At 39.4% G+C, this 26,824-nt stretch carries 25 protein-coding genes; 11 read left to right on the forward strand and 14 right to left on the reverse strand.

The features are described 5' to 3' along the window. Window positions 1-5: 5 nt before the first annotated feature. The 3 genes from thrB to H5120_RS06810 all read right to left on the reverse strand — a co-directional run bounded on the left by thrB (window position 6) and on the right by H5120_RS06810 (window position 3,965). Window positions 6-941: a homoserine kinase gene (gene thrB / locus H5120_RS06800; RefSeq protein ID WP_182673941.1), complete on the reverse strand. Its 936-nt coding sequence runs from the start codon at window positions 939-941 to the stop codon at window positions 6-8. Between the two features lie 9 nt (window positions 942-950). Beyond that, the gene (gene thrA / locus H5120_RS06805) at window positions 951-3,368 is read right to left on the reverse strand and encodes a bifunctional aspartate kinase/homoserine dehydrogenase I (protein WP_182673942.1); all 2,418 of its coding nucleotides are present in this window, start codon (window positions 3,366-3,368) and stop codon (window positions 951-953) included. 228 nt (window positions 3,369-3,596) lie between these two features. Further along, entirely contained in the window at window positions 3,597-3,965 is a 369-nt protein-coding gene (locus tag H5120_RS06810) for a response regulator (protein WP_182673943.1), read from the reverse strand. Between the two features lie 355 nt (window positions 3,966-4,320). Here H5120_RS06810 and H5120_RS06815 point away from each other — a divergent pair, with 355 nt between their 5' ends. Beyond that, window positions 4,321-6,090: a sensor histidine kinase gene (locus H5120_RS06815; RefSeq protein ID WP_033021661.1), complete on the forward strand. Its 1,770-nt coding sequence runs from the start codon at window positions 4,321-4,323 to the stop codon at window positions 6,088-6,090. 464 nt (window positions 6,091-6,554) lie between these two features. Further along, window positions 6,555-7,472 carry a recombination-associated protein RdgC gene (gene rdgC / locus H5120_RS06820; RefSeq protein WP_002962662.1) on the forward strand — a complete coding sequence of 306 codons (918 nt, stop codon included), beginning with the start codon at window positions 6,555-6,557 and terminating at the stop codon, window positions 7,470-7,472. Window positions 7,473-7,810: 338 nt separating this feature from the next. On the opposite strand, the gene H5120_RS06825 is transcribed toward rdgC, so the two are convergent. Further along, a complete protein-coding gene (locus H5120_RS06825) occupies window positions 7,811-8,047 on the reverse strand; it encodes a YgjV family protein (RefSeq protein WP_182673944.1) in 237 nt (78 codons plus the stop codon). 287 nt (window positions 8,048-8,334) lie between these two features. Here H5120_RS06825 and H5120_RS06830 point away from each other — a divergent pair, with 287 nt between their 5' ends. Beyond that, a complete protein-coding gene (locus H5120_RS06830) occupies window positions 8,335-8,991 on the forward strand; it encodes a Crp/Fnr family transcriptional regulator (RefSeq protein WP_002962665.1) in 657 nt (218 codons plus the stop codon). Window positions 8,992-9,056: 65 nt separating this feature from the next. On the opposite strand, the gene H5120_RS06835 is transcribed toward H5120_RS06830, so the two are convergent. Together H5120_RS06835 and pepB are read right to left on the reverse strand one after the other, a co-directional pair. Further along, complete coding sequence (locus H5120_RS06835) at window positions 9,057-9,623, reverse strand: phosphoribosyltransferase (RefSeq protein WP_182673945.1); 567 nt, start codon at window positions 9,621-9,623, stop codon at window positions 9,057-9,059. Between the two features lie 183 nt (window positions 9,624-9,806). Continuing rightward, entirely contained in the window at window positions 9,807-11,102 is a 1,296-nt protein-coding gene (gene pepB / locus H5120_RS06840; RefSeq protein WP_002962668.1) for an aminopeptidase PepB, read from the reverse strand. Window positions 11,103-11,225: 123 nt separating this feature from the next. Between pepB and sfsA the strand changes: the two genes are divergently transcribed. The 8 genes from sfsA (at window position 11,226) to H5120_RS06880 (ending at window position 17,650) form a co-directional block, all read left to right on the forward strand. Next, window positions 11,226-11,945, forward strand: coding sequence for a DNA/RNA nuclease SfsA (gene sfsA, locus H5120_RS06845; protein ID WP_182673946.1), 720 nt, complete (start codon window positions 11,226-11,228; stop codon window positions 11,943-11,945). 307 nt (window positions 11,946-12,252) lie between these two features. Next, the gene (dksA, locus tag H5120_RS06850) at window positions 12,253-12,696 is read left to right on the forward strand and encodes an RNA polymerase-binding protein DksA (protein WP_002962671.1); all 444 of its coding nucleotides are present in this window, start codon (window positions 12,253-12,255) and stop codon (window positions 12,694-12,696) included. A 16-nt stretch (window positions 12,697-12,712) separates the two neighbouring features. After that, window positions 12,713-13,657 (forward strand): tRNA glutamyl-Q(34) synthetase GluQRS, encoded by a 945-nt coding sequence (gene gluQRS / locus H5120_RS06855; protein ID WP_002962673.1) that lies wholly within the window; start codon window positions 12,713-12,715, stop codon window positions 13,655-13,657. Window positions 13,658-13,873: 216 nt separating this feature from the next. Continuing rightward, complete coding sequence (gene pcnB, locus H5120_RS06860; protein ID WP_310735970.1) at window positions 13,874-15,217, forward strand: polynucleotide adenylyltransferase PcnB; 1,344 nt, start codon at window positions 13,874-13,876, stop codon at window positions 15,215-15,217. A gap of 4 nt (window positions 15,218-15,221) precedes the next feature. After that, entirely contained in the window at window positions 15,222-15,707 is a 486-nt protein-coding gene (folK, locus tag H5120_RS06865; protein ID WP_182673947.1) for a 2-amino-4-hydroxy-6-hydroxymethyldihydropteridine diphosphokinase, read from the forward strand. Between the two features lie 30 nt (window positions 15,708-15,737). Then, entirely contained in the window at window positions 15,738-16,532 is a 795-nt protein-coding gene (panB, locus tag H5120_RS06870; RefSeq protein WP_182673948.1) for a 3-methyl-2-oxobutanoate hydroxymethyltransferase, read from the forward strand. Next, window positions 16,532-17,380, forward strand: a complete 849-nt coding sequence (gene panC / locus H5120_RS06875) for a pantoate--beta-alanine ligase (RefSeq protein WP_182673949.1) — start codon at window positions 16,532-16,534, stop codon at window positions 17,378-17,380. Before panB ends, panC begins: the two co-directional genes overlap by 1 nt. A 33-nt stretch (window positions 17,381-17,413) precedes the next feature. After that, complete coding sequence (locus tag H5120_RS06880; RefSeq protein ID WP_165744073.1) at window positions 17,414-17,650, forward strand: hypothetical protein; 237 nt, start codon at window positions 17,414-17,416, stop codon at window positions 17,648-17,650. A gap of 70 nt (window positions 17,651-17,720) precedes the next feature. On the opposite strand, the gene H5120_RS06885 is transcribed toward H5120_RS06880, so the two are convergent. The 8 genes from H5120_RS06885 to H5120_RS06920 form a co-directional block, all read right to left on the reverse strand. After that, the gene (locus H5120_RS06885; RefSeq protein ID WP_002962686.1) at window positions 17,721-18,689 is read right to left on the reverse strand and encodes a PstS family phosphate ABC transporter substrate-binding protein; all 969 of its coding nucleotides are present in this window, start codon (window positions 18,687-18,689) and stop codon (window positions 17,721-17,723) included. Window positions 18,690-18,804: 115 nt separating this feature from the next. Continuing rightward, window positions 18,805-20,112: a phosphate regulon sensor histidine kinase PhoR gene (phoR, locus tag H5120_RS06890; RefSeq protein ID WP_002962688.1), complete on the reverse strand. Its 1,308-nt coding sequence runs from the start codon at window positions 20,110-20,112 to the stop codon at window positions 18,805-18,807. Between the two features lie 65 nt (window positions 20,113-20,177). Further along, a complete protein-coding gene (gene phoB / locus H5120_RS06895) occupies window positions 20,178-20,867 on the reverse strand; it encodes a phosphate regulon transcriptional regulator PhoB (protein ID WP_006791869.1) in 690 nt (229 codons plus the stop codon). Between the two features lie 725 nt (window positions 20,868-21,592). Next, entirely contained in the window at window positions 21,593-22,657 is a 1,065-nt protein-coding gene (fba, locus tag H5120_RS06900) for a class II fructose-bisphosphate aldolase (RefSeq protein ID WP_002961523.1), read from the reverse strand. 201 nt (window positions 22,658-22,858) lie between these two features. Then, a complete protein-coding gene (locus H5120_RS06905; RefSeq protein WP_182672777.1) occupies window positions 22,859-24,034 on the reverse strand; it encodes a phosphoglycerate kinase in 1,176 nt (391 codons plus the stop codon). Between the two features lie 64 nt (window positions 24,035-24,098). Next, window positions 24,099-25,115: an erythrose-4-phosphate dehydrogenase gene (gene epd, locus H5120_RS06910; protein WP_002961528.1), complete on the reverse strand. Its 1,017-nt coding sequence runs from the start codon at window positions 25,113-25,115 to the stop codon at window positions 24,099-24,101. Between the two features lie 178 nt (window positions 25,116-25,293). Then, the gene (locus tag H5120_RS06915; RefSeq protein WP_182673950.1) at window positions 25,294-25,956 is read right to left on the reverse strand and encodes a peroxiredoxin-like family protein; all 663 of its coding nucleotides are present in this window, start codon (window positions 25,954-25,956) and stop codon (window positions 25,294-25,296) included. 79 nt (window positions 25,957-26,035) lie between these two features. Next, a complete protein-coding gene (locus H5120_RS06920; RefSeq protein WP_182673951.1) occupies window positions 26,036-26,770 on the reverse strand; it encodes an SIMPL domain-containing protein in 735 nt (244 codons plus the stop codon). Window positions 26,771-26,824: the final 54 nt, after the last annotated feature.

Genomic DNA, 26,824 nt, shown 5'->3' on the forward strand with positions numbered 1-26,824 from the left:
CTATCCTATAAAACTGTTAATTGACGCGTGCCGTCGTTATCTAATTTACAAATGTGGCAAAAGCCTTGCTCGTTAATGTAATTTGCCTCTAACCACTGCGCGCATTGCTTTGCAGCTTCAAGTGTTTTACATACACTAAACAAGGTAGGTCCTGCGCCCGAAATACTCACTATTTCAGCGCCCAACGCTGGTAAGCTTGCTTTGGCTTCACTAAAACCTTTAATAAGCGGTGCGCGGTAAGGTTCTGCTATTTCATCTTTCATTATGCTCAGCGCATCGTCAAAACGATTAGTCAACAGTAAGCTACTAAATGCCGATAAACGCTGTGCAAACTCAACACTTGCATGCATGCTCAACTCTTTTGGTAAAACCGAGCGCGCTTTTGCAGTGTTGAGTGAAAAACCAGGGAACGCAGCAACGTAGTACCAATTTTCATCAACAGGCAGTGCAATCGATTTATCAGGGATTAAATCACCTGTTAATTGCAAACCACCTAAATAGCATGGCGTGATGTTGTCGTAATGACGACCACCGCTCACTACAGCTTCAAAGTCAGCCATAAGCTCAATAAGCTCAACCCGACTTAAGTTAGTTTGTGCAAACTTATCAAGGGCAGCAAAGGTAGCCACGACCGAGCATGCACTAGAACCAAGTCCAGATCCAATTGGTAAATTCTTTTTAAGCTCGAGCTTTACGCTTGGCATATCAGGCGCAACATGCACTCTAAAATGTACTAAACACTGGTACGCTAAGTTTTCATTCGCATCACTTGGTAACTTGTGAGCGTAGTCGCCAGTACAAATAAATTCGTCACTTGGTGCTGCACTTACAACGGCTACATCGCCTAATAAACTACCATCAATTGGCGCAAGCGCTGCGCCAAGTGCATCAAAACCTACTGCAAAATTACCAATAGACGCCGGAGCATATACTTCAATCATAACGAGCTCCTAGCGCGATAGCGTTTTTAAAATATCAGCAAATACACCCGCTGCTGTTACTTCAGAGCCGGCACCATAACCACGAATTACAAACGGACGTGGCTGGTAGTATTGGCTTAAAATAGCAAGCGCGTTTTCGCCATCGCGAATTACATTAAGCGCATGTTTTTCATCAACAGCCTCAATACCTACTTTACAGTGACCTTCTTTAATTGTACCTACATAACGAAGTACCTTTCCTTCGCTCGCAGCACTTTGAATGCGGTCATTAAAATCAGCATCTAGGCTTGGTAGTTTTGCCATAAACTCATCAACGCTATCACCTTGTGCAAAACCTTGTGGTAATACTGACTCAACTTCAATATCGCTTAGCTCCAACTTCATACCGGCTTCGCGAGCAATGATCAGTAACTTACGTGCTACATCGGTACCCGATAAATCATCACGAGGATCTGGCTCAGTAAAACCGCTTTCTTTAGCTTTAATAGTTGCCTCAGAAAGTGATAAACCATCTTGAAGTGCGCCAAACATATACGAAAGTGAGCCTGATAAAATACCGCTAAACTCTAGTAACTCATCACCTGCACCAAATAATGACTGTAAGTTATCGATTACTGGTAAACCTGCACCAACGTTAGTTTCGTATAAAAATTTACGATTATTCTTTTGCGTAGCAGCTATTAAATCTTGGTAATACGTGTATGAGCTTGTTGTCGCTTTTTTATTAGCTGCAACCACATGAAAACCTGCATTTAAAAAGTCTACATACTGCGCAGCAAGTGCATCTGAAGATGTACAATCTACTAATACCGGATTCACTAAGTGGTTTTGCTTAACAAATTGCTCTACTAATTTTAAATCAAATGCTTGCTCAGATGAGGCCAATTTTTGCTGCCAATCACTAAAAGCGATGCCTTCGTTATCAAGGTGTAATTGACGAGAGTTAGCAACACCATACAAGTTAAGTTTAATATTACGCTTTTCAAGCCAAGCTTGCTGGCGCTCAAGCTGATTAATAAGCTCTTGCCCTACTAAGCCACAACCTAGTAAAAACACATCAATTGACGGCACATGCGTGAAAAAGTTTTCATGGCATATTTTTACAGCGTCATTACATAACTCACCATCAATTACCGCAGAAATAGCACTTTCTGTAGAATCCTGTGCAATTGCCACAATATTTACTTGCGCTTGTGCAAGCGATGCAAAAAACTTAGCCGCTAAGCCACGGTGTGCGCGCATGTTGTCGCCCACTAAAGTAACAATGGCTAAATTACGCTGTACTTGTACAGGCTCAATAAGCCCTGCTTGTAATTCAAGCTCAAATGCAGTTTGTAGCGCATCGAGTGCAAGTGCTAGGTCTGTTTCGTGCACACAAAAACTAATACTAAATTCACATGATGATTGCGTGATCAATACAATTGATACGTTATCGTGAGCAAGCGCGTTAAATACCTTAGACGCCATGCCTACTTTACCTTTCATGCCTGGGCCTGAAACAGTTAACATTGCAAGGTCTTGTAAGCTAGAAAGCGCTTTTACGGGCTCATCAGATGAATAATCGTTACCAATTAATGAGCCTTGTGCGTCTGGGTTATGCGTATTTTTAATTTCACATGGCACGCCTGCTTTAGCACACGGTAAAATTGTTTTTGGGTGAAGTACTTTTGCACCAAAGTAAGAAAGCTCCATCGCTTCTTTATAAGATAAAAAATCTACTTTAGTGGCTTTTTTAATATAACGAGGATCAGCGCTATATACGCCATCAACGTCAGTCCAAATTTGGCAAATCTCAGCTTCTAAACATGCCGCAGCAATAGCTGCTGAGTAATCTGAACCATTACGGCCAAGCGTTGTAAGCTCACCTTTATCATTACTCGCCGTAAAACCAGGCATAATATAAATAGTTGCAGGGTTTTCTTTAAGCACAGCTTGAAAGCGAGCTTTACTTGCCACTAAATCAGCTTCTGCATCAATGTAGCCACCAGTTGAAGCAATACAGCTTGTTGCTTCTAAGTACCTTGCATCTTGTGAGCTCAATAAAGCCTGCATCAAAGAAACGCTAACGCGCTCTCCAAAGCTAATTACAAATGCGCGAACTTGATCAGGGCAACACTGTATAAGCGACACGCCATCTAATTTATTTTTAAGTTCCCTTAGGTCTGGCCAGCTTGTAACTACTACGCCACTTTTTTCAACGTCAGCTTTTAGGCCTTCACAGCGACTCGCTAATGCTTGCCATTGCTGCGAAAAATCTAAGCCTTGCTCTGTAGCACTTGCAAGTGCAACTAGCGAATCGGTCATTCCACCTGGAGCAGAAAGCACCAATAACATTTCATCTTTTAACTGTGCTTTAACTAACTGAGCTACCTGTTGTAAGCATGCATAATCGGCAAGTGAAGACCCACCAAATTTTAAAACTCGCATTGTTTATGTTCCTCATCCCATAAAACGAAAAAAGGCCTGTGTTCTAAGTGAACACAGGCCTTTAAATTTGTTGCACCGACCTATGCCACTATCCAGTAAGAATGATGGTTGTAATAATAATGGTCAGTACGCGATTAATTGTTTTCATATGTTAAGACTGCCTTAACAAAGGCTATGCTGTCAACCCTAAATTAAAAGATAAAACAGCCTTTTTTAACATGAAAAAACCTAATGAATGCCAAATTTATGCAATATTTTATTCAAGCTTGATTTATTAATAGGTTTATCAATAAAATCAATTGCGCCAAGTTGGGCGACTCGTTTCTTCATTTTCTCCTGAATATCAGCAGAAATAACCAACACAAAGCACTCTATTTTTTCTGTTTTTATAGTTTCAAGTACTTGTATACCATCAACCTCTGGCATGGTGAGGTCTAGGCACAGTAAATCAAAGTTTTGTGCTCTTAAAAGATCGAGGGCGTTTGCTCCATTTATAGCTTGTTGTATATCTGCGTCTATACACTCATTTAAACACCGCACGACTTGTTTACGAGCAACAGCAGAATCATCACAGACTAATATCGAAAATTTCATCATGTTTACTACTACACAACCATCAAAGTTATTAAAAGACCATCTTTCTTTGCACTCAGGACACTTTAACACGCATCTAAATACTTAGCGCATTAATAATTCAATGCAATGATAAATATAGAATTAACTCATTTAAATATGATTAACGAAACTAAATTCTAATCAAACTTACAAAACTTAACGTCTAACAAATTTACTAATTCATAGCTGAGTTTAATTACATTAATACTACATACCTATTTAATTAGATTTATCTTATTAAATTTTAACTTTTTTATTTATTTTTAGAGGTTTATTGACTAACTTTTAAATTACAATAGTAACGTTACAAAAATAACAAAGGATGAACAAGTCACTCATGTTACAAAAAAGCCTTTCTAAGAAGCTGCTAACAAGCGTTTTATCCGTTTATTTTTTGCTTACCTTCGTAGTGACTTGCGGACAGGTGCTTGCTGAATATCTCAATACTAAAGACTATATACGTGATGAATTAAGTACATTACAAAAAACCTTTAGTCGTAGCTTAACACGTGCAATTTGGGAGCTTAATACCAAGCAAACAATTACAACAGCAGAAGGTTTACTCGCCATTCCCATGATTGAAGGGATTATTGTTCGAGACGACAGCGGCGAAATTATTTCACAGTTAGGGCGCTCGCTCGACATACATAAGCTATATAACCAACAGTTAGTACAAGAAGAAGCTATTTTAGAAGACGCGAAATCCGGTCTGTTTGGTTACACCTTTCCACTTATTTTTGAATTTTCTGGCCGTGCTACCCAAGTGGGCGACGTTACCTTGTTCTCTAGCCGAGAAGTTGTTTTAAGCCGAATTATGGTATCAATCTACTTTTTGATTGGTAATGCGATGATTAAAACTACCTTTTTAATCATTTTATTTTTAATGGCATTTAGAAAGCTTCTTACAGATCCCTTAGCTGAGCTTACTGAGCAACTAGAAAACCTAGAATTAGATGAGCTAGAAGGACAACACATCGAAATAGAAACAGAGGAGCATAACGAACTAAAAGTAATGGAGCAGTCGTTTAACAAACTAATAGATAAAGTGGTTCAGTACAGAAAAGAGCTTGAGCACACCCAAAAAGAACTCATTATTAGTAACGAAAAGCTCGATCATCACAACATACAACTTGAGCAAGACGTAGCCCGTAAAACATCAAACTTAAGCCAAGCAATGATGGAATTACAACAGCAAAAATACGAACTTGAAAAGCAAAAAATTGTGCTCACTGAAGAAATAGATTTACGACGCAGCACAGAGCAAGAGCTAATTTCAAAGCAAACTGAATCTCAGCGTTATATAGAAGAATTAAGCCTTGCACAGGAACGTTTATTAGGCACAGAGAAGATGGCAGCACTAGGCGGACTTGTGGCGGGTATTACGCATGATATTAACACCCCTATTGGGATAGGTGTAACGGCAATATCGTTTTTGCAAGAACGCTTAAATAAACTCGAAAGTGCTTATAGTGAAAAAACACTTTCACCAAAAGCACTAGAAGAATTTATTAACGAAGCAAAACAAAGTACAAGCTTGTTAACCACTAACTTAGATAGAGCCTCAGAGCTTATTGCTAGCTTTAAGCAAATAGCGGTAGATCAGGCCAGTGAAGCTGTAAGAACTATTAACTTTAAAGATTACACTAACGAAGTAATACGCTCACTGCATCCAAAACTAAAAAAGACATCTCATACAATAAAATTAGAATGCCCTGATGATTTAGTTTTAAATTTACCTGCAGGTGCCATCAGCCAAATTTTTACTAACTTAATAATGAATTCACTCATTCATGGCTTTGAAGGTAAAAGCAACGGTGTGATGGATATCAAAATAAGTGCAGATGACACTAACTTAACGATTGATTACAAAGATGACGGTAACGGAGTTACCAGTGAGCAATTGAAAAAGTTGTTTGACCCATTCTTTACGACTAAACGCGATGAAGGCGGAAGCGGATTAGGTACCCATATAATGTTTAATTTAGTTAAACAAACTCTTAGTGGATCTATTGATGCAACGAGTGAACCTGGCAAAGGTCTGCGTTACTATATTCAATTTCCAAAGAACATGGCTAAGCCAATGCCTATTTTTGATAAATATGAATAAAAAAAAGTATATGCATTAAATTTATTAAGGCGTGTTGATCTTTGGTAGTTGAATTTGCAGCAACATGTTTGGTTTTTAGGCAAGGCAGAGCCTATGTAGTGTGGTTACTCCCCATAAATAGGCGATAACACAGCATAAATACCAAACATGCGCTGCCCTTTGAGCTCGATCTAGGGACGATTAACTCTTTGTTACCTACATGGATGTAGGTAAGGGGCGTGAGCAGGACGCGGAAGCTTTGCTCGGTTTTTACTTATTCTTACATGGATGTAAGCCAGTAGGGTAACGCAGGAGCAGTTACCGAGCCCACTAGATTACAAACCTCGCGCCGCGATTTAATCTTCCTTGGATTGAACAAATTTCAATCCATAAAGTTCAACACGCCCTAGTAACAAATCAGTCATTTCGAGATGGTGTTTTTATTGCTATGATTGGACAAATTTTTCAAATGGATCAATTCCCCTATGTGGTTTAGTAACCTTATTTGTTACCGCTTTAAGCAAGACGTTTCATACACCCAAGAAGATTTTGATAAAGCATTAGAGCAAGATTTATTTCGCCCATGTACTGGTCAAGAGCTTGCAACATTTGGTTGGACGAAAGCGTTTGGAAAGCATGGCGAAACACTATCGCATTTTTCTCAAAAAAGTATTTTAGTTTGCGCAAAACGTGAAGAAAAAGTACTCCCAGCTTCTGTTATCAACGAACTAGTTGCTGAGAAAATTGATCAGATAGAAGCCGAAGAAAACCGCCCTGTTAAAAAGAAAGAAAAAGACGAATTAAAAGAAAACATTCTTCATACCCTTCTACCCCAGGCATTTAAAAAGTCGAGCTTACAATTTGCCTTTATTGACCAAGAAAATGGCTGGGTGGTTGTAAATAGTGGCAGCTTTAATAAAGCTGAAGAGCTACTGGCACTACTTCGTAAATCGTTAGGAACGCTCCCAGTTGTACCTGCGTTTGCTAACTACGACCTAGATGTATTCTTAACTGATTGGTTAACTAACTTTAGTACACCAGAAGGCTTTGCTATTGGCTCTGACGCTGAGCTTGAAGAAGCTGACGACAGTGGTGCACAAGTAAAACTAAAAGGCCATGATCTGGCATGTGATGAGGTTAAATCGCACTTAGAAAGTGGTAAACGCGTAACTAAACTGGCACTTGATTGGCAAGAACGCCTTAAGTTTATGCTGCAAAACGATGGCTCTATCAAGCGTTTAAGCTACTCTGAAACTCTAAAAGAAGAGAACGCAGATATTCCTAAAGAAGATATGGCTTTAAAACTTGATGCTGACTTTATTTTAGCTTCTGAGGAAATAAAGCAATTACTTGAAGAACTAACTGCTGGCTTAGGTGACGTTGAAGATTTAGAAAAAGCGTAAATACCACAACCTACATAAATATTTAAGCGCTTTGAAGCATTAAATAGACCCACATATAAGCAGGTTGGTATAACAGATAAAAATCCGATAGCAGTATACTGCTATCGGATTTTTTAATGGAATTTTTAGAAGCGCTTATTTATATATTTGTTATCCGCGAACAGAATTTAGCTAACGTTCGGCGTATTAAAACCTAAGGTAATCATCTTTCAAGTAAGAAATTACAGCAAGGTTCAAAGGAAAGTTATGTAGAGTGATATGAGATTATCTATATGCGCTTCAAGCCGGAATGCACAAAAAACTGAAGTTTTGATTTTAATTGAAATCATTAACTTATTTTAGCTTTTAGCGCCTTCAACTTTAGGTTGGCGATATATTTTTATAATGTGGTATAAATTTACAAGCGACAATAAGCCGTTGGTAAAAATAACAGGTACTGCGCCAATGGCAACACCGTATGCAGTAAATACAATACAACCAAACATGTTGTACCAACGCAGTTTTACTACATCTGTCATTGTTAACGATGCAACCAATAAAGCTGATGCAATATAGCCTAAATATTCCCAACTCAATTGTTCTCTCCTAGCCTTTAGGTTAGCATTACATGTACTGCTAACTTATGGCACTTATAAGTATTGCAAAGTTACAACAAAATAAAAAAGCTAACTTGCTTAAAAACCTGAAAAAGTTTGCCGGAAAATACCAGCAAATTCTTAAATCATTACACGGGAAATGAAGGTAAAATAATACTATTAGCAAAGCTAATAATATTAGTAGCAAGTTAGCGTAAATTCTTAGTGTCTTAATGCTAACGTCATTAAGATGTAATAAATAGGACAAATGTCCGAAGAGCACATTGATGTTTCAATACCATTTTTCTAGTTACCTTGTTGATCAGCTTTTAACCTTTGCCGGTAGTAGCTATCAACAATCAAAAAAAGAAGTTCTGATCCATCAAGATCAGCCTTTAAGCAAGCTTGTGCTTGTACGCAGTGGCACTGTGTCGTTTAGTTACGACGTAGGTAATGGACGACGCCTGCTGTTAGGACAATTGGATTGTAACAACACCCTTATTGGTGAAATAGAAGCGCTAAATAATAATCCGTGTATTTATACGGTAACGTGCTTTAGCGATGTAACTTATAATCTTATTGAATTAAGACATTGGCGTGCTCTGCTGCTGGAAAAACCAGAACTGAGTTTATACACCGCACAAACTATTGCGGCTAAATTTCAGGAAAACCAAAAAATCAATCTAGATAAGCTACTACTACCATTGAGCTACAACATAGCCAAAGATTGCTTACTAAGAGCCGAGAACAACAACCCTACGCTACTTAGAGCCTATCCAACTGTAAATGCTGAAGCCGAACGCTTTGCCACCACTGAGCGAGCTTACAGACGTGTTGTTACAGAACTTGTCGAAAAAGGCTTGGTACTTAGAAGTAACGATGGCTTACAAGCTGTCGATATACCCAAGCTAAGTGAATACGTAGATAGCTTTGCTCAACTTTAAGTTATTTAAAATTTACCCATAAAAAAAGGCCTTAGCGGCCTTTTTCTATTTATACAAATTACTGATTACTTCTCTAGCAAAATGTTATGAATTTTCACAAGATCAGATTTACCTGCAATAATTTCATCCGGTGTTAAACCCGATAGTTCATGCGGGAACACTAACCACTCTTCAGACTCATGAATATAATAATCTGGAACAGTGTCTACTTTTGAGTTTTTTGGCTTGTAGTACGGACATGCAATACGAATATCACGTGGCAAGTTTAAGCGCATAAGCTCTGAAAGCTTTTCTTTTAATGCAACAATACTACGACCAGAGTCAAATACATCATCAACAATTAATAATGAGTCGCCCGCATTTGCGTTCTCAACAATGTAATGCAAGCCGTGGACTTTAATTTCTTTAGATTGCTTACCAATACCGTAATAAGACGATGTACGTACTGCAATGTGATCAGTCTCAATGCCTTTGTAATCGTAATATTCTTGAACAGCAATACCGATCGGTGCACCACCTCGCCAAATACCAATAATAAAATCAGGACGAAAGCCATCTTGGTATACTTGTGCCGCTACGCGGAACGAATCTTCAAGCAGCTGTTGAGCTGTGATGTAGCACTTATCTGACATAATTAGAAACCCCAGTGGTGGATATAAGATTTGAGCGCAGCTTAGAGTTAAGCAAAAATTAAACTCAAACAGGTATTGGCGACGGATTTTACCGCAAATGAAATAAAATTGCTTGCCTGTAAATTAAAAAATAGGCACCCAAAGGTGCCTATTTTTAGTGTAAAAAGCATAATTTAGTAAATATTATGCTTTTTCTTGTAGGGTACGAGCAACCGTACGCATACCTTGAGTTGTTGCGCCCGCTGCCCATTGGCTTGTACTGCCCATGTTAAAAGCAGCAGCTAAATCTATGTGCACCCAGCCTTTGCCATCGTTTGGCACAAAGCGTGATAAAAAGCCTGCAGCATTCGATGCACCGCCGTAACCGCCACCCTTTTGTGCACGGCTATTTGCCGTATCAGCATAAGGAGATGGGCAGTTTTGTTGATGCCATTTTTCAAGAGGAAGTGGCCAAGCAGCTTCCATTTCTTGAGATGCAAAACTTTCAACTTCACGTGCAAGTTCTTTATCAAGTGCAAATAATGCATTGTACTCTTGGCCAACAGCAACAAGCGCTGCTCCAGTTAGTGTTGCTGCATCAATGATAAGTGGAGCGCCAGTCTCTCCTGCTGCCATTAAGCCATCAGCAAGTACTAAGCGACCTTCAGCATCCGTGTTTACAATTTCAACTGTTGTGCCATTTTTGTAAGTAAGAATGTCACCTAGTTTGTATGCATGACCCGAAATTAAGTTCTCAGCACAACATAAAAACAGCTTAATACGTTTTTCAATACCACGGTTAATAGCCAATGCTAAACCTGCTGTTACTGTTGCAGCGCCGCCCATGTCGCACTTCATACCAAGCATACCTTCGCTTGATTTAATTGAGTAACCACCTGAGTCAAACGTAATACCTTTACCTACAAGCGCAGCACTTACTGGTGCATTTTCGTCGCCTGTTGGGTTGTAATCAAGCTCAAGCAATACTGGTGGGCGAACACTACCGCGACCAACTGCATGAATACCAATCCACTGTTGTTCTAGTAACGCATCACCTTTAATAATTTGGTAACTTACGTGTTCAGGCGCTAATGATTGAATAAACTCAGCTGCTTTTTCAGCTAGGCTTTCTGGGTAAATGTCATCGGCAGTGCCGTTAACCATTTCACGTGCCCAAATTGCTGACGTTTTTAAGTGAGCAAGTTCTTTAATATCTGATTGTGCGTTATCAACAAACTCAACACCATTTAACGATTTTGGTGTTACAAAGCCTTGATAAAAAGCCCACTGGCTTTCTGTACACCAAGTATCACCTGCTAATTCAACATTTTTAACGCCTTGGCTTGCGATAGTACGGCCTGCTTTTTGAACATTTTTTAATGTGTCTTGCTCAGATAAATGAACAGTTGCACCACGCTCGTTAAAAGACAATGACGCATTATCGCCCCAATGACTCGCTGCTGCTTGTTCGCTTAGTTGAACAACAAATTTTTCACTCATGTTAGAATTCCCTTGCACTTAAATGTGCCACCGAGTTTACTATAGAGCGCTTAAGTTCCCAACAGCTTGAGATAAATAACATAAATCACACTGCTGAGCAGTGTTTACGCTTTGGAAGTTATTATGAAGTACACGCCAACGCTGCAACCGGCCATATTATTAAAGCGCTATAAACGCTTTTTAGCTGATTTACAATTAAGTGATGGCAGCGAATTTACCGCCCACTGTGCAAATACAGGTAAAATGACGGGATGCGCTGAGCCAGGCTTTACTGCTTTTTATTCAACGAGCGATAACACAAAACGAAAATACCCGCATTCATTAGAGCTTACGCAAAATAACTTATCGCAGCTTATTTGTGTAAATACAGCGGTGGCTAATAAAGTAGTAGAAGAGGCAATAAACAATAATGTGATAAGTGAGCTACTTAATTACAGTCAATTGCAAAGCGAAGTTAAGTACGGCAGCGAAAACAGTCGTATCGACTTTTTACTCACAGACGAAAATAAGCCCGATTGCTATGTAGAAGTTAAATCAGTCACATTATTAAGCGAAGATGCACCACAAAGCGGGCAAGGCTACTTTCCTGATGCGCAAACACTGCGCGGGCAAAAACATATTCGCGAACTAATAGAAATGATCGAACAAGGCCACCGAGCAGTATTACTGTTCGCCGTTTTACATGAAGGAATAAATACCGTAAGTGCAGCTGCGCATATTGATAAAAAATACGCCACGTTATTAAGCCAAGCAATAATAGCCGGTGTTGAAGTATTAGCATACAAAGCCAAAATTTCAGCTAATGGAGTCTTACTTCATAAAAGAATAGCATTTATAGAATAGTGTAATAAACCAAGGGATTGAACTAAGCGTAATTTACAAAGTACTCTAATTATAGAAAGTGGTAAAAAGTGAATTATAAAAATTAACTTGTTTTTAAAGCTTTTGCCCATATAACAAGGCAAGTTTTAGAAAGCGAATATGTGAATTAATTAAAAGTGTAAATAAACTATTAATACACTTTTTACTCAGTAAGCATGGTTGAAGCTAATTCGATTAATTAAAAATAAATTTGCCTAGGGTATAAGATTCTGTTATTTATACCGCCGGCTAATGCTGAGGCATTAAATTAAGGATTTAGGAGAGAGTTATGCCAGACCAAAAGAAACATGGTTTATTGGCTCAAGCCGGTTTAGAACCATACCAAGAAAAACCAGGCGAAGAGTACATGAATGATGCACAACGTGCTCATTTTAGAGCAATTTTAGAGACTTGGCGTAACGATTTACGTAACGAAGTTGATCGTACTAAATCGCACATGCAAGACGAAGCTGCTAACTTTCCTGACCCAGTTGACCGCGCTGCACAAGAAGAAGAATTCTCTTTAGAACTTCGTACTCGTGACCGCGAACGTAAATTAATCAAAAAAATTGAAAAAACAATTAATTTGATTAAAGAAGATGATTTTGGCTTTTGTGAGTCTTGTGGCATCGAAATTGGCATACGTCGCTTAGAAGCACGTCCTACTGCCGATTTATGCGTAGACTGTAAAACACTTGCAGAAATCAAAGAAAAGCAATCTGGACGCGGCTAATTAAAACTTATTAGTTATGTCTCCTACAGCCGTTACTGCGCCTATGCGTAAATATCGCGGTCGTTTTGCGCCGTCTCCTTCTGGGCCATTACATTTTGGCTCACTTGTAGCGGCTGTGGGTAGCTACCTAGATGCAAAAGCTAATCAAGGAAAATGGTTAGTTCGTATAGAAGACATTGACACTACGCGCGTGGTTAAAAACGCCGACTCCGATATTCTAAATACCTTACAAGCCTACGCCCTTTATTGGGATGAACCTGTTGTATACCAAACGCAGCGTCTGTCTTTATATCAAGATATTACCCACTCACTTTTAGAGCAAAACCTTGTTTATGGTTGCACCTGTACTCGAAAGCAAATAAAAGCCATTGGCGGTATTTATCAGGGGCATTGCAAAGCACTTAATCATCATACTCAATCCGGCGCACTTCGTTTAGTTCAGCAACATCCAACGACCCAATTTAGTGATTTAATTCAAGGTGATATATCGGTAAATAGTGCATTATCCCACGAAGATTACTTAATTAAACGCAGTGACGGTTTATTTGCATATCAACTTGTTGTGGTCGTCGATGATATCGATCAAAGGATAAATCGAATTGTAAGAGGCGCAGATTTAATTGAACCAACAGCTCGGCAAATTAGTTTGTTTAAACAACTCGACAGCCCTGTACCTGAATTTGCTCATTTACCTTTAGCGGTTGCCAAACCCGGTTTTAAACTATCTAAACAAAATTATGCCCCCGCCATTTGTAAGCAAAATCCAAAGCCTGCTTTAATTAGCGCTTTTGAATTTTTAGGGCTACCTGTTATAGCTGATTTAAGCGACTTAAATATAGAACAATTAATCGATTGGGGAATTAAAAACTTTAGCTTAAAACAGGTCCCCCAAGTATCCGAAATACAAATTTCTCAACATCCACATAGCCAGAAAGTCCAATTTACACATTTAAGTAAATAAAATAGCTAAAAACGGCTTAATTTCAACACATCAACTTAATTTTTAAACCCTGCTGGTATATGATAGCCGCCTAAATATATGCTAATTACGTCAAACAGCTTGTACTAGGTTATAACCGCCCTATTTGCTGTAACTTTTGATTGCGATGCAGAGTCAATCACACCTTCTAGGAGACAGACTATTATTTCCAAGCTTTTTCAATTTTGCCGACAAATAATCGGCCCGAATACAAGTGCACAAAGCGCTTCTGTAAGCAGTGAACCTATTGTTGTCACTCGTGGTGAGCATGGTATTTCTCGCAAACAATTTAGCCCAAATGCAATCAAAGTATTATACCGCTTAAAAGACGGTGGCTACGATGCCTACCTTGTTGGTGGTTGTATTCGCGATATATTGTTAGGCCAACAGCCAAAAGATTTTGACGTAGTTACTAATGCAACTCCAGATCAGGTAAAAAAACTATTTAGAAACTGTCGCCTGATAGGTCGTCGCTTTCGTCTAGCACACATTGTATTTGGCCGTGAAATTATCGAAGTGGCAACAATGCGTGGCCACCACGAAGCGCAAGAAGACAAAAATCAAATAAGCCAATCAAGCAATGAAGGTCAATTACTTCGTGATAACGTATTTGGCAGTATTGAAGAAGATGCAGAGCGCCGCGACTTTTCAATCAATGCGCTTTATTACTCAATTAAAGATTTTAGTATTCACGATTACGCTAACGGCTTAGCGGCAATTAAAGCTAAACAAATCGAACTTATTGGCGACCCTGAAACGCGTTACCGCGAAGACCCTGTTCGTATGTTACGTGCAGTACGTTTTGCCACTAAGCTTGATATGAGCATTGCGCCTAAAAGTGAAAAGCCAATTAGCGAGCTTGCAAGCTTGCTTGATAACATTCCGCCAGCTCGTTTATTTGAAGAAATTCTTAAACTGTTTTTAAACGGCAAGGCCGAAGCTAACTTTTTAATGCTGCGTAAATACGGCTTATTCCGCTCACTTTTTCCTGAACTTGATAAAATTTTAGATAAAAACCCAAGTGGCTTAGAGCACACGCTTATTCAGCAAATGTTTCAAAATACCGACAAGCGTATTAATGCCGATAAAAAAGTAACACCGGCGTTTATTTTTGCTGCCCTACTTTGGTTCCCACTGCTTGAGCGCACTAAAAAAATTCAAAGCCAAGAGCAACTATCTGAATACGATGCTTTCGCACAAGCAATGAATAAAGTACTAAGCGATAATTCACAGCATATAGCTGTTCCTAAGCGCTTTACTTTAGGTGCTCGCGATATTTGGCATATTCAGCACCGCTTAGATAAACGTGCTGGCCAACGTGCATACAGGCTAACGCAACAGCCTCGCTTTAAAGCCGCTTACGACTTTTTATTATTACGCGTAGATGCAGGCGAAACTCAGCATACAGAGCTTGCTCAGTGGTGGACACAATACTTAAGTAAAGATATAAACGGCCAAAAAGAGATGGTTAAAAGCTTAGGTCATCAAGGTGGTCCTAAGCCGCGAAAGCGCCGTCGCCCTACTAAAAAGCCAACTGAGTAATAACATGCATTGTGTTTATTTGGGTTTAGGTGCCAACCTAAACTCACCAAAAGAGCAGCTTGATAACGCGATAATTGCGCTTAAAAAGCTGCCTAATTGTGAATTTGTAAACGTATCGCATTACTATGCAAGTAAGCCTATGGGCCCACAAGATCAACCAGACTATATCAATGCCGTAGCCTGTATTAAAACGACCCTTGATCCAGAGCAATTACTTGATTTAACACAAAGTATTGAGCTTGAGCATGGTCGAGTAAGAAAAGCTGAGCGTTGGGGTCCACGCACACTTGATATCGATACCCTATTATTTGATGATCAAATTATAAATACGGCGCGCTTAACCGTGCCTCATTGTGGTTTGAGTGATCGCGAGTTTGTGGTTTACCCACTATTAGAGCTTGCACCTGAACTTATTTTACCTAGCGGCATTGCATTAAAAACCATTGCAAATAACTTACCGCTCAACGACTTACAACAATTACCTCTGTAATTAACCTAGGCTTTTGCCTGCGAGGATATTATGTCTAAAATAACCGTTTCTACTTTAAATAAAATGAAAGCAGAAAATAACAAAATTACTGCATTAACAGCCTACGACGCTAGTTTTGCAAAGTTATTTCATGATAACGGCGTTGAAGTTATTTTAGTGGGCGACTCATTGGGCATGGTACTACAAGGCGGCGATGACACCCTTGGCGTAACAAATCAAGATATTGCATATCATACCAGCTGTGTACGCGCTGGTAGCCGCGAATTATTTGTAATTGCTGACTTACCTTTTATGACCTACTCAAGCGTTAGTGATACCTGTAAAAATGCAGCTGAGCTTATGCGCGCTGGCGCAAACATGATTAAACTTGAAGGCGGAGAGTGGCTTTACGAGAGCATTAAAGCACTCACTCAACAAGGTATCCCAGTTTGCGGGCATTTAGGCCTTACACCACAGTCAGTTCATGTATTTGGTGGCTTTAAAATACAAGGTCGCGAAGAAGATAAAGCACAAAAAATGATTGATGATGCGAAAGCACTTGAAGCTGCTGGCGCGCAATTATTAGTACTTGAGTGTATTCCAAGTGCCCTGGCAAAACGCATTACAGACGCTCTAAGTATCCCAACTATTGGTATTGGTGCTGGCAGCTTAACTGACGGCCAAATACTGGTAATGCATGACCTGGTTGGTATTTCGGCAGGTTACATTCCTAAATTTTCTAAAAACTTTTTGCTCGAAACAGGCAATATGCCTGCTGCCGTTCAAAAGTATTGTACAGATGTTAAAAGTGGCGCATTTCCAAGCGCTGAACATGAGTTTAAATAATGCAATCAATAACTGAAATCAGATCGTTACGTAGTCAAATTAAAGCATGGCGCCAAGCAGGTCTTAGCGTGGCGCTTGTGCCAACAATGGGCAACTTGCACCGTGGGCATTTTTCGCTAGTAGAAAAAGCAAAAAACTTGGCCGACAAAGTCGTTGTAAGTATTTTTGTAAACCCAATGCAATTTGGCGCTAACGAAGATTTAGATAACTATCCTCGTACGCTAAACGAAGACAAACAAGGCCTTGCTGAACTAGGCACTGATATTGTATTTACCCCAAGTGTAGAAACAATCTACCCTAACGGACTAGGTGCACAAAGCTTTGTAGATGTGCCTGACATTTCATTAGGCTATTGCGGCGGCTCACGTCCAGGTCACTTTAGAGGCGTTGCAACAATCGTGACTAAGTTATTTAACTTAGTGCAACCAGATTTCGCCTGCTTTGGTGAAAAAGATTTTCAGCAATTACAAGTAATCAAAACTATGGCACGCGACTTATCAATTCCGGTTGAAGTTATTGGTGTACCTACAATGCGAGAAGTTTCTGGCCTTGCTATGAGCTCACGTAATGGTTACTTATCTGATGATCAAAAAGCGACTGCAACCGTATTATTTAAAGCCCTTAATACGTGCGCTGAGCAACTTAAAAGTGGCGAGAAAGACTTTGTAAAACTTGAAAGCTTAGCTAAACAAAGTTTAGAGCAAGCAGGCCTAAAACCAGACTATTTTGAGATTGCTCAACGAGATACATTAAAAACTGCTACAATCGAAGATACTCAATTTGTTATTTTAGCCGCAGCCTATTTTGGTGGTGTTAGATTGATCGACAATATCCAAGTCGAAATTTAATATTATTGCGACTCCATTTTAAGGATAAGAAGCATGCACACTTTAATAAAAACAAGCGTAGTCGCCCTTACTTTTGCACTATTGGCAGGTTGTCAAAACCAAGTTGAAAACCCTGAAATGAATCAGTGTGCTCAACAAAACTACCAGTGTGAAACTAGTTGTGAACAGCAAACAACTGCTGAAGGCTTAAAGCAACAAGTATGCTCTGGAAAATGTGTTGAGAGCTATAATCAATGTAAAGCACAAGCCGAAAAATTAGGTAATATTTAATTCCTAAAAGTTTTTAGTTTTAGGCACAAAAAAACCGCTCAATGAGCGGTTTTTTATTGCTTATAGTTTATTAATTTAAACCAAGCTTCTTAAGTTCTGTTTCTACTAGCTTTGCAGAAAGTGGTACATAACCATCTTTTTCTACAATTTGCTGACCATCTTTTGAAAGTACCATTTTTAAGAATTGCGCTTCCATTGGAGACAACGGCTTGTTTGGGTGCTTATTCACATAAAGGTATAAAAAGCGAGATAATGGATATTTGCCTTGTGCAACGTTATCAAGTGTTGCATCAACAAAGTTATCGCCTTTTTTAGCTAGCGGTACTGTACGTACGCCCGATGTTTTATAACCTATACCTGAGTAACCAATTGCATTTAATGAAGATGAAATTGACTGTACTACTGATGCAGAACCCGGTTGCTCATTTACGTTATTACGGAAATCACCTTTACAAAGTGCTTTCTTTTTAAAGTAACCATACGTACCTGATACTGAGTTGCGTCCGTAAAGTTGCACATCTTTAGCTGCCCAATCACCTGTTAGACCAACATCGCTCCAACGGTTAACTTGCTCTGGTGCGCCACATTTACGAGTAGATGAAAAGATAGCATCTACTTGGTCAATACGAAGGCCTTCAATTGGGTTATCTTTATGTACAAATACAGCAAGTGCATCAATAGCTACGCGAACTTCTGTTGGCTTGTAACCGTAACGTTTTTCGAACGCTTCGATTTCTTTAGATTTCATTTTACGGCTCATTGGACCTAGGTTAGCTGTACCTTCGGTAAGTGCCGGTGGAGCAGTAGAAGAACCTGCTGCTTGAATCTGAATATTTACATTTGGGTAAATACGTTTGTACTCTTCAGCCCAAAACGTCATCATGTTGGCTAAAGTGTCAGAACCTACTGATGAAAAGTTGCCTGAAACACCACTAATTTTTTGATACTCAGGAATATTTTGGTCTAGAGCAACTGCTTGTGCAGATACGAAAGTTGTAACAGCCACACCCATTGCGGCAACTAAGTTTTTAAATTTCATGTAGAGTTCTCCGGTTTGTTCGTTCCATTTTCTAACTGCTGCCCACTCTAAAGTGAGTACATGACAGTTACATTACTCTTAAATGACACTTTTATGACTTGACCTATTAGCTTAATTATTTAGTCAGCGAAACTATCTTATCTATTGAAAATTCAAAAGAAAAACACGATCCTTTATTAACTTCACTACGAATATTTAATTTACTATCATGGCGAGTTAACACATGTTTTGTTATAGCGAGCCCTAAGCCTGAGCCACCTGTTGTTCTACTGCGAGCTTTATCAACACGATAAAAACGCTCAGTTAATCGGTTAATATGCTCAGGCGCAATACCATCACCATTATCGGTAACACTAAAACACGCTTTATTGTTTTTGCGCTGCCAGCATACTTCTACTTTACCGCCTGGTTTTGTGTAATGAATCGCGTTGAATACTAAATTAGAAAACGCACTACGCAGTTCATCCTCAGAGCCTTTAATATCAAGGGTTTTATCAATATCAAAAATAAGTTCGTGGCCTTTGTCTTGATTAATTGAGTTTGCTTCAGTGTGAATATAACCAAGTAATTGCGGCACATTTATAGCTTTATCATTGTCTTGGCGACGAGCACCTTCAATACGCGAAAGCGATAGTAATTGGCTGACTAAGCTATCCATGCGCTTGCATTGTTCAAGCATAGTATTTTGCGCTTTGTTCCACATTGCTGGCGGCGGCATCATGTCGCCATCCATCATCTCAAGATACCCTGTAACCACTGTAAGCGGTGTACGTAGTTCATGCGACACATTGGCTACAAAGTCTTTACGCATCTGTTCAAGCTGTTTTAAGCGCGTTACATCACGTACCACAACCATAAGTTGCGTACTTGCATATGGCATTACCCTAAACTCCAGCACCTGCTCAATACTGTGACCGTTATCCAGCTCAAGCGCATCGTCAAATTCGCCTTTGTGCATGTATTTAGCAAACTTAGGTTCGCGAATTAAATTATCAAGGCGCTGACCATGATCGGTAGGCCACTGCAAACCAAGCACTTTAAGGGCTAATTGATTACACCACACAATACTTAAATCGTTTTGTAATACCACAACCGCATCAGGTACCGCTTCAGCCCCATCGCGAAAGCGACGAATTAAATCTGCAAGCTCATTACGTTTTTTACGATTACGATGCTGGAGATGATAAATACCTTCGAACACTTGCTCCCATGCACCCTCACCCTCTGGCGGATTAAAGCTGCGTTGATTAAGTAGCCAATCGCTCAAACGATAAAGTTGATGGTAGTGCCAAATAAGGAGGGAAAAAGATCCTAAAAATAAAAGCAAAAATGGCGCGCCAACCAGCACACCAATTAATAGTAAGGGTAAAAAATAGATAAACAGGCGCTTTACTAACGCCTGCTTATTAACAACTCGATACATACACTCACTTTACCTTAGAGTAGTAATACATGCGTATTTTACACATTAGCTAAGCTTTAAGCTGATCACAGCTTACTTGAAAAACGATACCCAGCGCCACGTACTGTTTGCACCAAACGGTCATGTCCAAGTGGGCCAATTGCTTTACGCAGGCGACGAATGTGAACATCAACAGTGCGATCTTCTACGTAAACGTTAGTTCCCCACACATGATCAAGCAGTTGTTCACGGCTATAAACACGCTCTGGGTGAGTCATAAAAAAGTGCAGTAATCTAAATTCGGTTGGCCCCATATCAAGCTCGTTACCTTCTGAGGTAACACGATGAGAAATAGGGTCTAAACGCAGGCCATGTACTTCAATAGCTTCTTCTAATGAGGTTGGCGATACACGGCGAATAACCGCTTTAATACGTGCCATAAGCTCTTTAGGAGAAAACGGCTTGGTGACGTAATCATCTGCACCTACTTCAAGGCCGCGTACTTTGTCTTCTTCTTCGCCGCGAGCTGTAAGCATAATAATTGGGATTTGGCGGGTGTGTTCGTTTTGCTTAAACTTTTTAGCAATTTGAATACCGCTTCCACCTGGTAACATCCAATCAAGTAAAACCATATCTGGGTAAGGTTCAACCATAGCTGCAATAGCAGAGTCGTAATCTTCTGCTTCAATTGCTTGAAATCCATTTTGCTCTAAAACAAAAACCAACATCTCCCTGATAGGAGCTTCGTCATCTACGACTAGTACTTTACGTGACATTCCAATTTATCTCTTACGCTATCGAATTAGTTTTCATTATTATGACTAAGTATGACATTTTTATGAAAGTGTAACGTGTAAATTAAAATGGTGGTAAAAAAAACACAAATTAGTGACAAAAAACCTCATTAACGTCATATTTTTAAAGCCTTTTTAATATTTAACGTAATAAAAAGAGATTTACGATAAATTTATGTAATAGCTAACTTTTTAAAATTATCTTTTTGTATCGCTATTTAAACCACTAAACAATATTAAACTAGCTGGGATCATTGTTTTACTAACCAAGACATTTTTACAGATCGATCGTTTAAAAAGTAGCTTTAAAGCCCTTTTAAAATCAACAAACCCGCCTGTGTAACAAACAATACGCTCAAAAATAGATCTAAATTTTACTAAGCTCCAAATAAAGGATCAGATTTTTACCAAGCCGATCACCCCTCAGATCAGAGTTGTACCTAGTCAAAGCCATAAGTTGTTGATTGTTTATACAAATAAATAACGATCAAATTATCTCAGAACCCATATATAGCATTAAAGTGTATTTGGCTTAGTAAAGTAATGATCCGAAAAAGGCTGTGTTAGTAAATGCGTGATCCCAAAATTCCGCGTTGGTAATGCAGTGATCTGATCAAAAAACCGTAATCTGTAATATAAAAAGGGCTGACATTAAAAAAGCCAGCAACAAAGTTACTGGCTTAAATGATCAATTATAAATTGATCTATTATCTAATTTTAGGGTCTAGTTCGCCGCTTAGGTATTTAAGGTGCATTTCATCAAGTGAAATTGGCTTAATTTTACTAGCCTGACCAGAAGTACCAAACGAGTTATAGCGTGCAACGCAAATCTCTGTCATTGCTTTTGTAGCTTCAGCTAGGTATTTGCGTGGATCAAAGTTAGATGGGTTAAGCGCCATATGACGGCGAATTGCACCGGTAGATGCTAAACGTAAATCGGTATCAATATTTACCTTGCGAACACCAAATTTAATGCCTTCAACAATCTGCTCAACTGGCACACCGTAAGTTTCAGGAATTTCGCCACCGTACTGATTAATAATTTCTAACCATTCTTGAGGAACAGAAGATGAGCCATGCATCACTAAATGCGTGTTAGGGATACGGGCATGAATCGCTTTAATACGATCAATCGCTAAAATGTCATCTGTTGGTGGACGAGTAAATTTATAAGCACCGTGTGAAGTACCACAAGCAATTGCAAGTGCATCAACGTGTGTTTTATTTACAAAATCAGCCGCTTCTTCAGGGTCTGTTAGCATTTGATCAGTTGTTAATAACCCTTCTGCGCCAACGCCATCTTCTTCGCCAGCTTCACCTGTTTCAAGTGAACCAAGTACACCTAGCTCGCCTTCAACCGATACGCCACAGGCATGCGCCATCGCAACAGTTTCGCGCGTTACTTCTACATTGTATTCGTAGCTTGAAGGGGTTTTTCCGTCGCTCATTAACGAGCCATCCATCATTACTGATGAAAAACCAAGCTGAATTGAACGCTGACACACACCTGGCGATGTGCCGTGATCTTGATGCATTACAACTGGGATATGTGGCCATTCTTCAACGGCTGCTAAAATCATATGACGAATAAATGGAGCACCAGCATAAGCACGTGCACCAGCTGATCCCTGAACGATTACTGGGCTGTTTGTTTTGTCAGCCGCTTCCATTATTGCGCGCATTTGCTCTTGATTGTTAACATTAAAAGCAGGTACGCCGTAACCATGCTCTGCTGCATGATCTAAAAGTTGTCGCATACTGATTAAAGCCATTGGGTATTCTCCAATTTATCGACAGTAGTTCCCTACCATCTAGTTTGAACGGATGTGTTAGTTTGGCGTTATAACAACGCCACGAAAAACCACTGCTTTGCAGTAATATTCCGTCTAAATTAACGACTAAATTAGGGTGAGAGGTATTTAGTAATTAATTGTCGGTGAGGGCTATTACCCCCTCACCTTACGCCACTAAAATTACTTAGCGCGCGACTCTAGCATTTCAACTGCTGGAAGTATTTTGCCTTCTAAAAACTCTAAGAACGCACCACCACCAGTAGAAATATAAGATACTTTATCGGCAATGCCGTATTTATCGATTGCGGCTAAGGTATCACCACCACCGGCGATTGAAAACGCATTTGAGTTAGCAATTGCTTGTGCAATAGCACGAGTACCATTACCAAACTGGTCAAACTCGAACACGCCAACAGGGCCATTCCATACAACAGTGCCTGCATTTGCAATAATTTTTGCAAGCTTGCTCGCTGTATCAGGGCCAATATCAAAAATCATATCATTGCTTGTTACTTCGCTTACATCTTTAAGCGTAGCTACAGCAGATTCAGAAAACTCATTACCAACCACTACGTCAGTCGGTACCGGAATTTCACCATTATTAGCAATCGCTGCTGCACATAAACGATTCGCTTCATCCATTAAATCAGGTTCGTAAAGCGACTTACCAACGGGGCTACCTGATGCAGCAATAAAGGTATTTGCAATACCGCCGCCGGTAACTAATTGGTCAACAATTTTAGAAAGTGAATCTAAAACGGTGAGCTTAGTAGATACTTTAGAACCACCAACAATCGCCACTAATGGACGAGCTGGATTATCAAGTGCTTTGCCTAACGCTTCGAGCTCAGCCGATAACAGCGGACCTGCACATGCAACATCGGCAAATAAGCCAACGCCATGGGTAGATGCTTGTGCACGGTGAGCCGTACCAAATGCATCCATTACATATACATCACACAGTGCAGCTAGTTGCTTAGATAACGCTTCGTCGTTTTTCTTCTCGCCTTTGTTAAAGCGCACATTTTCAAAAACAACCACTTCGTTATCAGCAATATCAACACCGTTTAGGTAATCTTTTTCTAAACGTACAGTTTGCTCTAGGGCATCGTTTAAGTAATTAGCTACAGGTGCAAGCGAAAACGCTTCATCGTATTCCCCTTCCGTAGGACGGCCAAGGTGTGACATAACCATTACTTTAGCGCCTTTTTCAAGGGCTAGTTTAATAGTAGGTAGTGCTGCACGAATACGCGCATCTGACGTCACTTTACCTGCTTTAACTGGTACATTTAAATCTTCACGAATTAATACGCGTTTGCCGTTTAAATCTAAATCTGCCATTTTTATGACCGACATGAACATCTCCTTAGTTAACGATACTGAACCTGAAAAATACGTTTAAAATTATTATATTAATAAATTACTTATTCACTGCCATCATAGCACGCGCTGTGTCGAGCATACGATTAGCAAAACCCCATTCGTTATCACACCATACTAATAGCTTTATCAGTCGTTTGTGACTAACACGTGTTTGTGTGCCATCAATAATACAAGAATGTGGGTCGTGATTAAAATCAACCGATACAAGCGGCTCTTCGGTATAACTTAAAATACCTTCTAAGCGGTCTTTTGCTTGTGCTTTAAGTGCATTATTTACTGCATTTAAATCTACATCGGTATTAACCGTTACACTTAAATCCATTGCCGTGACATTTATAGTCGGTACACGTACGGCGATGGCTTCAAAACGGCCTTTAAATTTAGGTAAAATACGGTCTATACCACGGGCGAGCTTTGTATCAACTGGAATAATTGATTGGCTTGCAGCGCGAGTACGGCGTAAATCATGATGATAACCATCAATCACTTGTTGATCGTTCATCGACGCATGAATCGTTGTAATAGCGCCCGACTCAATACCAAATGCATCATCTAATACTTTAATAACCGGCACAACACAGTTAGTTGTACACGAGCCGTTAGAGACAATTGTGTGCTCGCTTTTAAGCTCATCGTCGTTAATGCCATACACAATCGTAGCATCAACATCGTTATCGGCCGGATGCGAAAACAACACCTTTTTAGCGCCTGCGGTAATATGTAACTGCGCATGTTCACGCGAGTGATAAACACCCGTACATTCAAGTACAACGTCTACATCGAGCGTTTGCCAAGGTAATTCAATTGGGTTTTCTTCACAAAAAAGTGCAATGGTATCGCCTGCAACACTAATGGTGTCTTCACCAAGTTTTACAGGAAAAGAAAAACGACCGTGGGATGTGTCGTATTTTAATAAATGAGCAATAGCTTCAGGATCAGCAAGTTCGTTAATCGCAACAATTTTTATATCGTCGCTCAAACCAGACTCGTATAACGCGCGGACAATATTTCGACCAATACGACCAAAACCATTAATTGCAAGTTTGATTGCCATGAAATATAAAATCCACTCTTTTAGCGTGCAGATAAAGGCAATACGCCTTTTAGATGTCTGTATTGTAATCGACCTTGCATCTGATTATAAGAGGGAAGCATTAGAAACTTTAAATTAAGGTTAAAGAGCTTAGGCATTGCAAGCTCTTCGAGGGTTCTGACTTTTAAAATTAAGTTTTTTATACTAAATTTTTCAATGCGTTAATTATATCTTCTGGCTCAGAACGAGTACGATAATCAACATCAACATAACGCCAAGTCACTTTACCTTGTTTATCTAAAACAAAGGTGGCAGGGATCGGTAAAACACTACTATTGCCATTGTTAACCGACTCTAAATCTAAGCCTCGGTCTACTCGCATATGCTCTAGTAAAAATGTGGGCACTTGCCATGCTACGCCGTAGCTTACTGCTACATCAGCATTTTGATCCGACAGTACTAAAAAATCCATTTTACTTATATCGCTTTCGCTCATTGAGCCATCGGGTACTTGCGGGCTAATAGCTACCAATTGTGCGCCTAATGCGTGAATTTCAGGTAAATGTGCTTGAAGCGCTTTCAGTTGTAAATTACAGTACGGACACCAACTTCCACGATAAAAAGTAACAACCACAGGCCCTTTAGCAAGTAACTTGGTTAACTGCACCGATTGACCATGCTGATTTGGTAACTCAAAACTTGATGCGACTTGGTTTAAATCAAGTGCATTAGCACCTTGTTGAAGCGCTTTTGCTTGTGCAATCGTTTCATCAACACCTTTCATAAAATCAGGATTACCTTTACGCCCTGCTGCTATTTTTGCCTCAGTTTGTGCTTTTAACGTGTTATTTTCATCGCTCATAATGTGGCTACCTTCAAATTAATCAAAAACTTAAAGTCAGCTTACATTATGAAAATGTATTTGAAATGAAAATTTTAACTTATTCATTTACTTCTAAATCAAACACCACGTTTATTGATGATTTAAATGTAATAGTTTCTTGTAAATACCTACCTTGCTCGAATGGATTTCTAGTAACTTTAGAGCCGGTCACAACTATTCTCTCAAAATCATCTACGCCATAACCATAACTTGAACGGTTAGAATTGGAATTAATACTGTAAATTTTTCCAAGCTCTGCGCCAAATGCTTTGGCAAGCTTACCCCCTTTAACTATAGCGTTATCTATTGCGCCTTGTGTTGCTTCAGCTTTTAACTGCGCGGCTTTTGAAGACATAAGCTCAATATTCGTTAGTTCATTAATTTTTACACTTAGTGCAAAATCGATAAAATCATTCAATTTTTCAATATTTCTTAATGTTACTTTAAGTGTTCGTGTTGCTACATATCCTGCATTAATTGCTGTACCGCTCTCGACATTAAACATATCGTCATCATTGTAAGTTAACAGGCTTGTAGCAGAAACATCCGTCTCCTTAACACCGTACTTGCTTAATCCTTTAAGTAACAAATTTACTCGATCATCAACATCACGTTTTGCATCAAGTGATTTGTCTTTAAAGCTTATTACTTCAAAAGAAATCTTAGCCATATCGGGCTTTGCTAATACCTCAGCAGTACCCTGCACTGCAATATGGCGATTAGCAGGTAAGCTTGAATTAGCAAAAGTGATAAGTGGGAATAATGTTAGAAAAATAGTAGTGATGAGTTTCATATTCGTTCCTTGAGGTAATTAGTTAAATAATGATTATGTAACCGTACTTATAGT

The organism is Pseudoalteromonas sp. SR43-2, from assembly GCF_014163885.1.
Classification (GTDB): domain Bacteria; phylum Pseudomonadota; class Gammaproteobacteria; order Enterobacterales; family Alteromonadaceae; genus Pseudoalteromonas; species Pseudoalteromonas distincta.